The organism is Mucilaginibacter antarcticus (assembly GCF_042686155.1).
Taxonomy (GTDB): domain Bacteria; phylum Bacteroidota; class Bacteroidia; order Sphingobacteriales; family Sphingobacteriaceae; genus Mucilaginibacter; species Mucilaginibacter antarcticus.
Genome location: NZ_JBHUON010000024.1, coordinates 13,239 through 26,479, shown reverse-complemented (window position 1 = coordinate 26,479; position 13,241 = coordinate 13,239). Strand labels below are relative to the sequence as shown.

The window sequence follows — 13,241 nt, the reverse complement described above, 5'->3', positions numbered from 1 at the left end:
ACCCTCGCATATATTCATCAACAAGCTCAGGACGAAAACGCGCTTTGTGAGTTTAGCAAACAGTCAGCATAGCATACATGTAAGAAAAACGTGAGCTTTCAGGGACAAGCAGCAATATCTTTTCGCCTTTTTTCAAGCGGCCGCTGTGGAAAAGCTCATCTATCATTAGATAAACTGATGCAGCACCAACGTTACCTACGGTGTACAGGTTTATAAACCATTTCTCGTAAGGTATCCCGCCGCCATAGATCTCAACAAGATCATAAATTTTACTACGGAAGAAATTGCTGGATATGTGCGGTAAAAAATGGTCGATCTCGGTAGCGAAAATCCCTTTTTTATCAAATATCTCTTTGATCTTTTTGCCGCCAAGGGCAACGATATTATCACTTAATAAGTTGATATCTTGTTTTACACTAAAAATCGACTTGTTTTTGATCTCCTCAGGCGTGTAATCCATAAAACCTTTGATAGTACCGTCTGGCTGTTTGTCGCAGCCCATGTACATGCAGGTTTCCATCTCGTTTGCGTATGATACACCCTCTATCCAGTCGATGCTGAGACTTAAACCTTCTTTATTTGGCTCATCGCTTAGTTGGAAAGCCGATGCGCCATCAGATAACATCCAGCGTAAAAAATCTTTTTGAAAAGCGATGAAGGGATTATCAGTGAGCTCTTTTAATTTCTGCGCTTCTTCTTCAAATACTTCAGATACTAACAAGCCCGAAAAACGCTCAGAGCCGGTGGCGATAGCGTTTTTAATTTCTCCAGCTTTTATAGCCAGGTATGCGTATTTTAAAGAGTGCATACCCGCGCAACAAACTCCAGACGGTGATACTACTTCGGTAGGGCCCATTTCCGGCAACCAACCATGGGTCATTACTCCGTGCGAGGGCATCATTTGATCTGGCGATGAAGTGCCGCACGATAGCAGCTCCACTTCATTAAGTTGTTCAAGATTGTTTTTATACATATCCTTAATGGCCAAAGCGGTCATTTCGGCGTTTGTATGCGTAGGTTTGCCACCTTTTTCGAGGGCGTAATAGCGGTTTTTGATACCGTTATTACGCAACACTATACTTTTTGATTTAGACGGTTTATTGTTAATGTAACCAAGGTACTGTTCCATGTCGTCGTTGGCAACCGGCTCATTAGGTAGAAATTTAGAAGTATTAGTTATATAAACAGGCATACTATTCGGCTAATTTAAATTTAAATAATATTGTTTCTTCGCCTTGATGCGCTTTGGCGAAGTAAATCTGAATAAAATGCCATCCAGTGTAATCAATATAGGCGCGCCAACAAAAAAAGCAATCAACAGGTAATATTTATAAGCCCTTATCCACGGCAGTTTGTTATTTCGTTTCGAAATGAAATTTGCCCAAACCTTAAATATTTTGCTGGCCGTGCTTTCAATAACCATTAGGTTATAGTTTAGCACAACTGCTTTGTTTGCGTCCAATTCGGTTTGCAGGTCTCCCCAGTTATTGCTTTCTAAATGTGATATTACGTTATTGCCAAAAACACTGGTGCGCTTTATATCCGCATCAGAAACACCCGGAGGCGGGAAAATGTTTAGATACCTGTCTTTTTTTCCATGCAGCATCCAATGAAAAATGGTGACAAAACTTACAGGGTTTGGGTGCGTATCAACTAAAGCGATGTTACCCACCAGCTTACCACCGGCGGCGTTGATTAATTTTTTCACCCGCACAAAAGCGCTAAGCCACATGTTACGTGCACCGGTTGCTGTGATTACGGGTGTGTCTTTTAAAACCACTTTCAACTTCTCGTCTTGCATCAGCGAGTTAAACGGAATACTTGGAGATAGAAACCAAGCCTGGTATCCTAAAACTATTAAGTCGTATTTGTCCTCCCTGAGTTCAAAGGGAAGCAGTGAGGCAGGAACATCCAGCTGGCAATCGGGCATTACACTGAAAAAAGTGTCGGCCGTCCAAGGGAAATTGGGTTCAGTGATTAAACCAATCCGCACTTTCTCAACCGAATGACCGGCATCAATTAATGGCTGTGTAAAATTGTCAATAATCTCGCCTAACTGGCCCGACTGCGAATAATAAATAGCTAATACTTTCTTACTCATGTCGTTAGTTAAGGTCACTGGGTTTTAGCAGCTTCGATTTTTTGGCGTAGTCTGCTATTGCGCTTTTAACAGCGATAGGGGCGTTTTTATACCCATTAATAATAGCTGATTTATCGTTTTGCAAATCGGCTTTATATTTTACGATTTTTGGAGCATGTTCCTGTATCGCAAATCGCAAGAAATGAAATTCTAAATTATCCTTATCTGCAGCAATAGCCGGGTCAAATTTTAAACGTCCGGCTTTAAAGAATCTTAACTTGTCGGCAGGGCGTTTTACTAAACCGGCTTTACGCATTAGTAATGCGCCCAGATAGCCATCTTTTTCTGCGGATATGGAAGCGATAACAACCGCTATCTCATTGTCAACAGCCTCTAAGTCGCCGCTGTTCATCACGGTGTAAAAAGCAGCTTTATCAATCTTTTGCTGACTACTTTGGGCCTGAACAATAAAGCCGGGCAGCAACAGGAGCAAGGCTAAAATCAGTCTTATTTTCATAGATGTTTGGTAGGTGTCAGTAAAGGCAAATATAGCTAATATTAACGTTTTGCCCAATTAGTAGTATATACAAGCCTTAAAATATCAGGAATTGCCTTACTTTTAGACTTTAATAATTTACAAAGGTTAAGTGTATAATAACAATAAACAATTTGCCGGGAAATGGGCGGTGATTTTAGGCGGCTCAAGCGGGTTTGGTTTGGCCGCTGTCCAAAAGCTTGCCCGGCACGGGATGAACGTTGCCGTACTGTATAGGGAAATTGCAGCTACAGAACGTTCCTTAAAAGAAAAGCTATCACAAGTAGCAAAAGAGTATGCGGTAACCATTACCCTGCACAACATTAATGCGCTTGACAATACTACCCGTACAACTTTTATTGAGCAATTTGCAGATGGCAAGCAGGGACAAGTTAAATTGTTATTGCATTCTATAGCCCGCGGGAATTTAAAACCCTTGATAAAAACCGGTGATGTTGAGCCGTTAACTCAGGATGATATCCAGCTAACTATCTATGCCATGGCTACAAGTTTGTTGGACTGGGCGAAAGACTTGCTGGCCGCAGAGTTGTTTGATACTGATGCCCGTATTATTGGTTTAACAAGCGAAGGTTCTGACAAATATTGGGAAGGTTATGCTGCGGTAGGTATTGCCAAAGCGTCCTTGGAAAGTTTATGTACTTACATGGCTGTCGAGCTGGTAAAATATGGTATAAAAACCAACCTGATATTAGCAGGCATCACCGCCACGCCATCGCTAAAACGCATCCCTGATAGCGATCGTTTAATAGCGCACGCCACCGCCCGTAATCCATCCGGAAGAATTACAAAACCAGAAGACGTTGCAAACGTTATATACCTGCTTTGCACCGACGAAGCCGCATGGATAAACGGTACAGTGATCCGTGTAGACGGGGGGGAGCATTGCAGGTAGATTGCACATTAACTCAAATTTGTCATTTAGACAATAGGAGAATCTATACATATGCCGGTTACGCACTCGTCAAACAATAGATTTTTAACTCCGTTCGAAATGACTTCAATGACTTTAAATGAACGACATATTAAACTATCTACCTTATAAATCGTCTTTCCTATTCGTCGACAACATTACATCATTAGACAATGATGGTGTTACCGGTGACTATCGTTTAAAAAGCGAAGCATTTTTTTATGAAGATCATTTCCCTGGTAACCCAGTGACACCGGGAGTTATCATTACAGAAATAATGGCGCAAATTGGTTTAGTAGTATTGGGTATACACCTTATGGTAACCGGTACCCAACATGAAGGTGCGGTGATGGACGAAGGTTCATTCCCGTTATTAACATCAACTAATGTTGAGTTTTTTAAAATGGTGCTGCCGGAGGAGAAAGTGATAGTATCGTCAAAAAAACAATTCTTCCGGTTTGGTAAGTTAAAGTGTGCGGTCGAAATGCACAATGAGGCTGGCGAGCTAGTTGCACGTGGCATATTTTCGGGCATCATAAAAAATGCCGTTAAGTAAACAATTGATATATGGGTAACCGCGTAGTAATTACAGGCTTGGGCGTTGTATCGCCAAACGGATTAAATATTCCTGATTTTTTGCATGCCATACAAAACGGCGTGTCGGGTATTAAATTTGTGCCCGAATATGAAGACCTGAAATTTAATTGCCAGGTAAGCGGCACGCCCGATTTTGAATGGGATAACCTGCGTAATTATATTACCGAAACCAGCCTTTACGGTTTAAAAGGTAAAGGTATAGCCTACGGTATAAAAGCCGGACTCGATGCCTGGACAGATGCCGGAAACGATATTGTTGCTGAGGATACGCTTTGGGATACAGGATGTGTAATAGGCAGCAGCGTTGCCGATACGGACGTTATTAAAAACGCCATAAACAGGGTAGACGCACGTGAGTCGAAGAAACTGGGGTCGCGGGTTGTGGAGCAGATCATGAACAGCGGCATTACGGCCTATGTCTCAGGGAGGCTTGGACTGGGCAACAAGATTATCAATAACTCAGCAGCGTGCGCAACCGGTACGCAGTCTATATTAATGGGTTATGAGTACATTAAGTTCGGGATGGCTAAACGTATGCTGGTAGGTAGCTGCGAGTATGTAGACCGTTATGTTTTTGGCGGATTTGACTCTATGCGGGTACTATCGCGCAAGTTTAATGATGCGCCGGAGAAGGCTTCTAGACCTATGAGTCAATCGGCAGGTGGTTTTGTGCCCGGGTCGGGCGCAGGAGCACTAGTGTTAGAAGATTTGGATTACGCCCTTGCCCGCGGAGCAAAAATATATGGCGAACTGCGTGGCGGCTCAACTAACTCGGGCGGACAACGTAATGGAGGCAGCATGACTGCACCAGGGCCCGAAGGTGTGATACGGTGCGTACAGGATGCTTTAAAAAACTCCGGAGTTGATGCCTGCGAAATTGATTTAGTAAGTGGGCATTTAACCGCAACTATGGCGGATAAGCTGGAAATACAAAATTGGGTTAAAGCTTTAGGCCGGAGTGGTGATGATTTTCCGATGGTAAATTCGCTAAAATCTATGGTGGGACATTCGTTGAGCGCCGCTGGTTCTATCGAAACTGTAGCGGCCGTTTTGCAGCTTAAGCATAACTTTGTACACCCTAATTTAAATTTAGAAGACCCAATTCCAGAAATTTTAGATATAATTGGGGCAAACAATTTACCTGTAACTAAGGTAGACAGAGAGATTAACGCTGTCGCGAAAGCTAATTTTGGCTTTGGCGACGTAAATAGCTGTTTAATTATCTCAAAATACAATGACAACTAATGAACAGACAAGAGATTTTAAGTGAGTTAAAAAAGGTATTGATTCCTTATACCGAAAACAAGGAAATACTGGAAGGGATAAATGAGCAAACAGATTTGATAAAAGATTTAAAGATCAATTCGGCTAATTTAGTTGACATTATTATTGATGCCGAATCGCAATACAATATTGAAATTGACTTTGACGCTGCCGAAAAAATGTATAACGTAGGAAACTGCATTGACGTTATAGCTGATAAAATAAATAAACCTGCGTGATCAGCGCCGGCAATGATATTGTCGCGTTAAGTGCTGTAGACCTGCAGCGAACTGAATTACCCGCATTTTATTCAAAATTTATTACCAAAGCCGAGTTTGCTTTACATGAGCACTCGGCTTTGCCGTTTACTACGTTTGTGTGGTTGTTATGGTCGGTTAAAGAATCGGCTTATAAGTATTTGAAACGATTAAATAATAGTCTTGTATTTCCTCCAATAAATATCATAGTTGAGCAACTAACGCTCTCTGATCAAACCCTGGATGATAATTTGCGCTGCGATTTACTTATTGATACTCAATTTATAGGCGTTGTAGTGCATAATCAAACCTCCGTATATTTCAGAACACTTATTAATAAAGATTTCATAGCCACCACAATAGGTGGCGATAAAGTTTACTGGGGAATACAAAATATTGTTGATGCCAATTATAAAACGCAGTCGGACGCTGTGAGGTTGTTTGCTTTGGATGCTTTAGGAGAAATCGTCACCTCTGACGATTTATGGATTGACAAACACGCTGATGCCGGATACCCTATAGTGATGCATGGCCAACACCCGGTTGATATTCCGCTCTCTTTTGCCCATCATGGCAGCTTAGTATCTTATTCATTTCAAATTCCGAAATAACAAATAAATACGCATTTTTACTGCATGTCGTCTATCCGTCTATTGTTGTCTTTTTTGTTAATAACTGTTCTTGGGTTTTCCTGTAAATTCGAGGATCCAATAAAAAATAAAGTTTTCTTTGAGCCTGTTAAGGGCATTGGTTTTACCGAGGTAAGGCGGAGCTTTGAAACCGGATTGATATTTAACAAAGACGGGTATCAGTTAGAACCTATATGGCAAGTAAAATTTCTGTCTGATACAGTAGCTAAGGTTCTAAATCCCGACAAAAATATTTTTCTGGATTTCCCGGTGACATTAGATCACGATTCTATCTTTAACATATCAGGTACTTGGCTTAAGGCAACGCATGTAAGTAAAGACAGCTTGATATTTCAGGTGTTGAAAGTAGAGAACAAAACGGTTTACTACGTAAAGTCAAACGTCTTTATGACTTTGTATGCTAACGATTATATTAAGAAAGCACTCCATAAAACGGTTGAGGAAGCCCGCCGGCCGCAGAAAAAAGATACCGCCTACATCCTTAATCGTATGTCCAAGATAGAGGCTAAACCCGACAGTTTCTTCGCAGCGCGCAAACCGGTTCAATTCATCAGCAAAAACAAACAAGCAACCATTGACAAAAAGGAAATAGAAGCTGATATCATGAATAAATGGGACAAGTCAGAAGAGTACATGTTTCCCGAATATAATATCAGGATTAAAAAGGCCTACGACGATTTTTCGTATTCATTTTGGGCCACCGTTGATCAAAATGGAAAGATCTATTATCAAAAGTCGTTGATTTATGTTTTTCCCGAGTTTGAGCAATCAACCAATAAAACTATTCGCGGTATTGTTGATGGCTATTTAAGTACCTATTTTGATGTGATACCTGGTTCAACCTTAGGTATGCCACATACCAGTGCCATAGTGATCAATGTTAAGGGTACAAAAAAATAAGAGGCACATCTGCGCCCCTTATTTTGCTCATTACTTATTCATTGTTATTTTTTTGGTTCCTCTACCTTTGCAACCGGAGCTTTTGCAGTTACAGGTTTTGCTATTGGCTTCGCAGTAGGTTTAGTGGCAGGCATAGCTTTAATAGGTTTGCTTTCAATAGCCTTAGTAGTTTGAGCCACTATATCGGTGGCTTTTTTGGCAGCGGAAGATTTTACAGGTGCCACTTTAGCTGGTTCGTTTTTTGTTAATTTGGCAAATTTCTTAGCTAATGTTTTAGCAGCTTTTTCAATCGACTTTTCAGCTTTCTTAAGTTCCGGTACCAAATCAGCTATGGCCGCTTTAATTTGAGCGGCAATTCTCTTAGTAAGGTCTTTGTTAGCGGCTTTTGTTGCTTTTTTAGCTAAATTATCTGTTTTAGATTTTTTCATTTCTTATTTATGTAAGGAGGTAAATTAATCGTTGTTGAAATATGCTGCAAATTTAGGTTAATGAAATGTATACTTAATATTATGTTTATGTTAACAATTTATTCTATATAAATTGTTTCACGATATATTATAAGGGTTAATTAATTGAAAGCTTGGAAATTGTAATTGCATATGTTTAACTCCCTTTTTTACGCGCTTTTTAAACATTTGGTAAGCTTAATAAAGGTTGAAGATGGCGTAAAATTGCCGCATTTAGTCCTTTGTTATGCTAAAAAACAAAATAGCCTAAATAAATTTTAGTGCCCTAAATCGTTGCATTGCCAAACAAATCAGGCCATCAAATTATTATTTACCAAACGAAATTTTACACTATCATCATTTATTAAAACCACTCTTAATTTCGACCGTTTACATGTGAAGGTAAATAGGCCGCACAGTCTTTTGAAGCTTTTTTTTAACTATTTTTACATTTGAAATTGACAATTTCGACATATAAAATAGCCTGCAAAAGCCAGCCTGAAAAAGTAAGGTAGCTGGCCGTTAACTACCGGCTAGTTAATGATCAAATTAACCCATAAAGTAATAACTATAAAAATGACGGTTGGCGTTCCTAAAGAAATTAAAAACAACGAAAATAGGGTAGCTCTTACCCCTGTAGGTGCAGAAGCACTGGTTGCAGCAGGCCACAAGGTATATGTGCAAAAGACAGCGGGCGAGGGATCAGGATTTACTGATGCGGGCTACGTGGACGCTGGAGCTACATTGGTTGATACCGCTGCAGAAGCCTGGAGCTTTGAAATGGTAATGAAGGTTAAAGAACCAGTTGAAACCGAATTTCAATATTTCCGCAGCGATCTTGTATTGTTTACTTATCTGCACTTAGCTGCCGAGCCTAAGCTTACCTCTGCTCTGTTAGAGAAAAAAGTTACCGCCATCGCTTACGAAACTATTCAGTTGCCTAACGGTCAGTTGCCATTGTTAACCCCAATGAGCGAGGTTGCAGGCCGTATGTCCGTACAGGTTGGTGCTGTATATTTAGAGAAGCCGAATGGAGGTAAAGGCGTATTGTTAAGCGGTGTACCGGGTACGCGTCGGGGTAGGGTTACGATTATTGGTGGTGGTGTTGCCGGTACTAACGCGGCCAAAATAGCCGTAGGCTTAGGTGCCGAGGTTACCATTATTGATAGCAACCTTGACAGGCTGCGCCAATTAGACGATATTTTTGGTTACCAAATTTCAACCGTTGCCTCAAACCCAAGCAACATAGCTAAAGCTGTTAAAGGGTCTGATTTAGTTATAGGTGCAGTATTGATCCCCGGTGCTAAATCGCCAAAACTGGTTACCGAGGCTATGATAAAAACCATGGAACCAGGATCGGTAATTGTTGATATCGCTATTGATCAGGGTGGTATGTTTGAAACTGCCGACCACGCCACTACGCATGACAACCCTGTTTATATCAAACATAACGTATTGCACTATTCTGTAGGTAATATGCCTGGCGCTGTGCCTCACACGTCAACTATAGCGTTGACAAATGCCACTTTAGGTTATGCTTTGCAAATAGCTAATAAAGGTTTTGCAAAAGCATTTGCCGATAGTCCTGCACTTTTAAAAGGTTTAAATACTTACAACGGTACAGTTTCTTACAAAGCAGTTGCTGATGTTTATCAATATCCTTTTGTTGAGGCTGTGTTTTAAAATTAAAAGGAACGCCAAATAGAGAAGCCACGCCGCAAGCGTGGCTTTTTTGGTTATAAATTATTTTAGACTTTAATGCGGTATAATAAGACTACATTGACCGCTTAACTTCATTGTTACTCATCCCCGTTTTTTGGAAAAAGCATTTAATGCCCTCATCGACAGTTTTATTAATAGCAAATTAGGTATAACGCAAAACTTTATCAGCGCAGCCCTTTCATTACAACTAAAGAAAAATTTAGTAGACTGCTATGCTAACAACTTGTTCACTAACGCTGGCACAGGTAATAATGCGGGGTTAAAACACGACCGCGCTGTGAGGGGAGATATGATATACTGGCTTGACCGTAAGAACAATAACACTTGTCAGAATGATTTTTTTGATGTGATGGATAAGTTTGTGTTGTTTTTAAACGAAACGTGCTACACCGGCCTAACCGGTTATGAATTTCATTACACGTTGTATCCCGAAGGTGGCTTTTACAAACGGCACTTAGATCAGTTTAAAAGTAACGACAGCAGGAAATACTCCATGATCATATATTTAAATGCCGACTGGACAATTGCCGATGGCGGAGAACTACGTATCCATCACTTAACAGAAATACAAAACATAGCACCCGAAGACGGAAAAAGTGTGTTTTTTAAAAGTAGTGAACTTGAGCACGAGGTGCTATATACTCATAAGCCCAGAATGAGTATCACCGGCTGGCTTAAATCGTAGCATTGATTAGCTTCTGCTAACATTTTATCGGTTGGTATAAAAATGAGTTAGTTATTTTAAATTTCTTTAATAGCAATAATACATATGTAGTATATTTTAAAATATATGTTTGTATCTTAGACATTAAGATAGTCGCACTAAAGCTTGTTAATCTTAGAGATAAGATTAGTGTCAGCCATCATTATTCGGTATTTTTTTAGCGGTTTTAGTATATAAATGATGATAACTCTATTGATTGTTACTTTGCAAATAGTGCTGTTGCTAACAGCCACATTATTACCACTAAAGGGCCGCAGGGCAGCGAAAAAAATAATTTTCTTTATTGATCGTGACACCAGCGATGCTCAATTAGCTGTCAATAAGCACGGTGTGCTCGAAAGAATCACGGTGGCAGACCCTCAGCGTAATAAAAATATATAAATACTTTTTCGCTACTCTATCTTTTTATTGGGCGCAACCAGTTTTATCCCCCTTATTGTAAACTTCGAATCGTCTTGTTTAGTTAAATTGTAATATGGCGAATACATTTTAGCTTCAATCGTGCCCTTAGCCACGTCGATTTTCAATAATCTGATATAGGCGCCACTAAAATCTTTGCCCTGGTAATCTTGCAGTATTTGGTAAATGTTGTTACCCTGCGGGCCCTTATCTACCTTTAAGGCGGAATAATCTACGTGTCCACTGAGTATCATACACAGATTAGGGAATTTTTTTAACCTGTCAAATATTTGTTGAGGGCTTAAATCGCCGTAACCACCATTGTTTTGATTGATTTTGCCGTCGCCATTTAAATGATAATGGGGTTACAATAATGACGTTATGATTCGGAAATTGTGGTATAACATCTGCCGCCCAATTAACGGGGCCAGACCGTGCGCAAAATTCTAAAGTAATTACCAGCCAGTTATAGCCCCCTGCCTGAAACGTGTAATAAGCATTATCGCTTTTACCGGCTTCCCACCGGCCGCGTTGATTTTTAAACCGCGATGTTGGGAAATAGGCATTAAACTTATCAGTTAACCTAACGTTGGCGTTAACATTGCCCGGCGCGGCGCCCCCGCTCCAAAGGCCAACAGCCCGGGTATCATGGTTGCCAACAGCTATAGCGTAAGGTATGTTTGCTCTATCCAGCACATCGTAGCCGGTGCTGGCGGTTTCCCAGTTGGCGTTGTTGTCATAGTTTACCACATCGCCCACGCTTAACACCATTGGGATATTTAACGAATCTTTTTTTGCAGCCAGCCAATTAACCTGGCTAAAAAACATTTCGGGTTTGCAGCAGGTTTCCTCCTGCGTGTCCGGCAATATGGGCAAAGTAAAAACCTGCGCATGTGTATTTAAGGCTATGCTAAGATTGACGCAAATGCATAGCGACTTTAAAGCGAACATTGATTTCATGGTTGTGGCCGGTTAAATTGGTTATGTAAATGTATAGGGTTTAAGTTAAGTTTTTGATAACAATGCAATTTGTTTATGACAATTATTTTGCAGTACTTCGATACACCAATTTTCGAAGCCAAATCAAACTTATACATGAATCATCTATCCCCGAGTGACTATATCGTCTTCTTTATTTATTTTATTGTAGTATCCGGCTATGGTTACTGGGTATACCGGAGTAAGCGCAGTAAAGATGTAGATACCAAGGATTATTTCCTGGCGCAGGGATCTTTAACATGGTGGGCCATAGGCGCATCTATCATCGCTTCAAACATCTCTTCAGAGCATTTCATAGCCATGTCGGGCTCAGGTTTCGCAATGGGTTTGGCTATAGCCAGTTACGAATGGATGGCTGCGGCTACGCTTATCATAGTCGCGGTTTTCTTTCTGCCGATATATATCAAGAACAAGATTTATACGATGCCCCAGTTCTTGTCCCAACGCTATAACGATACCGTGAGCGGGATAATGGCTATATTTTGGCTGCTCATTTACATTTTTGTAAACCTGACTTCGATATTTTTCCTCGGCGCATTGGCCATACAAACCATTACGGGCATTTCCTTTAATGCCTGCATCATCGCGTTGGCTATATTCTCGATATTTATTACACTGGGCGGAATGAAGGTAATTGGTTATACGGATGTTATACAGGTGTTTGTACTGGTAATGGGCGGCCTTATAACCTGCTACATGGCATTAGACTTAGTATCTGATAAATTAGGCACTCACGGCGTTATAAACGCGTTAGCATCATTAAAGGAGCAGGCACCCGATCACTTTCATATGATTTTTAGTAAGGGCGATAAATATTGGGATGATTTGCCGGGCGTGGCTGTGTTAGCCGGCGGTTTATGGATAAATAACCTAAACTATTGGGGCTGTAACCAATACATTGTTCAGCGCGCGTTAGGTGCTGATCTGAAAACAGGTCGCGCCGGTTTGATCTTTGCCGCGTTTTTAAAATTGCTGATACCATTAATTGTAGTAATTCCGGGTATTGCCGCTTACGTATTGTACCAGCATGGCTATTTCCAAACCGAAATGATGGATGGCCACACCCTGAAGCCAGATCACGCTTACCCTATATTAATGAATCTTTTACCTTCAGGCTTAAAAGGCCTGGCCTTTGCGGCATTGACTGCCGCAATTGTAGCATCGCTGGCAGGTAAAAGCAATAGTATAGCAACTATTTTTACGTTAGATGTTTACAAAAAATATCTAAACAAAGGCGCAAGCGAAAAGAAGCTGGTAAATGTTGGCCGCATCACGGTGATTGTCGCCTCTGTTATAGCTATGGTGGTTGCGCCGGCATTACGCACGTTTGATCAGGTTTATCAGTTTGTGCAGGAGTATGTGGGCTTTGTATCGCCGGGTATATTTACGATATTTTTATTGGGTTTGTTCTGGAAACGTACTACATCCAAAGCGGCCCTAATTACGGCCATTGCAACTATACCTTTATCTATATTATTTAAAGCTCTGCCGCAATTAACCAACGGAGCTATTGAGCCTATTCCGTTTTTGCACCGCATGACATGGGTTTTTGGCATTTTAATGATCGGAACTGTTGTAGTAACCCTGCTTGATCGTGACAGTAAAAACAATAAGAAAGGCTTAGAGGTAGACAGCAGTATGTTTAAGGTGTCGCAGGGTTTCATTATTGCTTCGGTAGCTATTGTGGGCATACTTACCGCGCTGTACACCGTATTTTGGTAACCAATTAAATAAAACT

Annotated in this window: 16 protein-coding genes; 10 read left to right on the top strand and 6 right to left on the bottom strand. The window is 40.7% G+C overall.

The window, feature by feature from the left end:
• Window positions 1–52: 52 nt before the first annotated feature.
• Genes ACFSYC_RS16550 through ACFSYC_RS16540 form a run of 3 tightly spaced genes read right to left on the bottom strand, consistent with a single transcriptional unit; the run spans window position 53 to window position 2,597 of the window.
• Window positions 53–1,192 (bottom strand): beta-ketoacyl-ACP synthase III, encoded by a 1,140-nt coding sequence (locus ACFSYC_RS16550; protein WP_377129829.1) that lies wholly within the window; start codon window positions 1,190–1,192, stop codon window positions 53–55.
• Window positions 1,193–1,201: 9 nt separating this feature from the next.
• Window positions 1,202–2,101, bottom strand: coding sequence for a hypothetical protein (locus ACFSYC_RS16545; protein WP_377129827.1), 900 nt, complete (start codon window positions 2,099–2,101; stop codon window positions 1,202–1,204).
• A gap of 4 nt (window positions 2,102–2,105) precedes the next feature.
• Window positions 2,106–2,597, bottom strand: a complete 492-nt coding sequence (locus ACFSYC_RS16540) for a hypothetical protein (protein WP_377129825.1) — start codon at window positions 2,595–2,597, stop codon at window positions 2,106–2,108.
• A 130-nt stretch (window positions 2,598–2,727) separates the two neighbouring features.
• On the opposite strand from ACFSYC_RS16540, the gene ACFSYC_RS16535 reads away from it, so the two are divergent.
• The 6 genes from ACFSYC_RS16535 to ACFSYC_RS16510 all read left to right on the top strand — a co-directional run bounded on the left by ACFSYC_RS16535 (window position 2,728) and on the right by ACFSYC_RS16510 (window position 7,213).
• Complete coding sequence (locus ACFSYC_RS16535) at window positions 2,728–3,528, top strand: SDR family oxidoreductase (RefSeq protein ID WP_377129823.1); 801 nt, start codon at window positions 2,728–2,730, stop codon at window positions 3,526–3,528.
• Between the two features lie 118 nt (window positions 3,529–3,646).
• On the top strand, window positions 3,647–4,102 hold the full coding sequence (locus tag ACFSYC_RS16530; RefSeq protein WP_377129822.1) for a 3-hydroxyacyl-ACP dehydratase FabZ family protein: 456 nt from the start codon (window positions 3,647–3,649) through the stop codon (window positions 4,100–4,102).
• A gap of 11 nt (window positions 4,103–4,113) precedes the next feature.
• On the top strand, window positions 4,114–5,388 hold the full coding sequence (locus tag ACFSYC_RS16525) for a beta-ketoacyl-[acyl-carrier-protein] synthase family protein (RefSeq protein WP_377129820.1): 1,275 nt from the start codon (window positions 4,114–4,116) through the stop codon (window positions 5,386–5,388).
• Entirely contained in the window at window positions 5,388–5,645 is a 258-nt protein-coding gene (locus ACFSYC_RS16520) for an acyl carrier protein (RefSeq protein WP_377129818.1), read from the top strand. The genes ACFSYC_RS16525 and ACFSYC_RS16520 overlap by 1 nt, the downstream gene beginning before the upstream one ends.
• A complete protein-coding gene (locus ACFSYC_RS16515) occupies window positions 5,642–6,274 on the top strand; it encodes a 4'-phosphopantetheinyl transferase family protein (protein ID WP_377129816.1) in 633 nt (210 codons plus the stop codon). The genes ACFSYC_RS16520 and ACFSYC_RS16515 overlap by 4 nt, the downstream gene beginning before the upstream one ends.
• Before the next feature lie 24 nt (window positions 6,275–6,298).
• Window positions 6,299–7,213, top strand: coding sequence for a hypothetical protein (locus tag ACFSYC_RS16510; protein ID WP_377129814.1), 915 nt, complete (start codon window positions 6,299–6,301; stop codon window positions 7,211–7,213).
• Window positions 7,214–7,257: 44 nt separating this feature from the next.
• Here the strand turns inward: ACFSYC_RS16510 and ACFSYC_RS16505 are convergent, their stop codons facing one another.
• Window positions 7,258–7,641 (bottom strand): hypothetical protein, encoded by a 384-nt coding sequence (locus tag ACFSYC_RS16505; RefSeq protein WP_377129812.1) that lies wholly within the window; start codon window positions 7,639–7,641, stop codon window positions 7,258–7,260.
• Window positions 7,642–8,199: 558 nt separating this feature from the next.
• Between ACFSYC_RS16505 and ald the strand changes: the two genes are divergently transcribed.
• The 3 genes from ald to ACFSYC_RS16490 all read left to right on the top strand — a co-directional run bounded on the left by ald (window position 8,200) and on the right by ACFSYC_RS16490 (window position 10,486).
• Entirely contained in the window at window positions 8,200–9,342 is a 1,143-nt protein-coding gene (ald, locus tag ACFSYC_RS16500; RefSeq protein WP_377129810.1) for an alanine dehydrogenase, read from the top strand.
• A 133-nt stretch (window positions 9,343–9,475) separates the two neighbouring features.
• Window positions 9,476–10,066 (top strand): 2OG-Fe(II) oxygenase, encoded by a 591-nt coding sequence (locus tag ACFSYC_RS16495; RefSeq protein WP_377129808.1) that lies wholly within the window; start codon window positions 9,476–9,478, stop codon window positions 10,064–10,066.
• Window positions 10,067–10,282: 216 nt separating this feature from the next.
• Window positions 10,283–10,486: a hypothetical protein gene (locus ACFSYC_RS16490; protein ID WP_377129806.1), complete on the top strand. Its 204-nt coding sequence runs from the start codon at window positions 10,283–10,285 to the stop codon at window positions 10,484–10,486.
• Window positions 10,487–10,497: 11 nt separating this feature from the next.
• Here the strand turns inward: ACFSYC_RS16490 and ACFSYC_RS16485 are convergent, their stop codons facing one another.
• Both ACFSYC_RS16485 and ACFSYC_RS16480 read right to left on the bottom strand, forming a co-directional pair.
• On the bottom strand, window positions 10,498–10,758 hold the full coding sequence (locus ACFSYC_RS16485; protein WP_377129804.1) for a hypothetical protein: 261 nt from the start codon (window positions 10,756–10,758) through the stop codon (window positions 10,498–10,500).
• A gap of 28 nt (window positions 10,759–10,786) precedes the next feature.
• Complete coding sequence (locus ACFSYC_RS16480; RefSeq protein WP_377129802.1) at window positions 10,787–11,464, bottom strand: metallophosphoesterase; 678 nt, start codon at window positions 11,462–11,464, stop codon at window positions 10,787–10,789.
• A gap of 135 nt (window positions 11,465–11,599) precedes the next feature.
• Between ACFSYC_RS16480 and ACFSYC_RS16475 the strand changes: the two genes are divergently transcribed.
• Window positions 11,600–13,225 carry a sodium/sugar symporter gene (locus ACFSYC_RS16475; RefSeq protein WP_377129800.1) on the top strand — a complete coding sequence of 542 codons (1,626 nt, stop codon included), beginning with the start codon at window positions 11,600–11,602 and terminating at the stop codon, window positions 13,223–13,225.
• The last annotated feature ends 16 nt before the right edge of the window (window positions 13,226–13,241 follow it).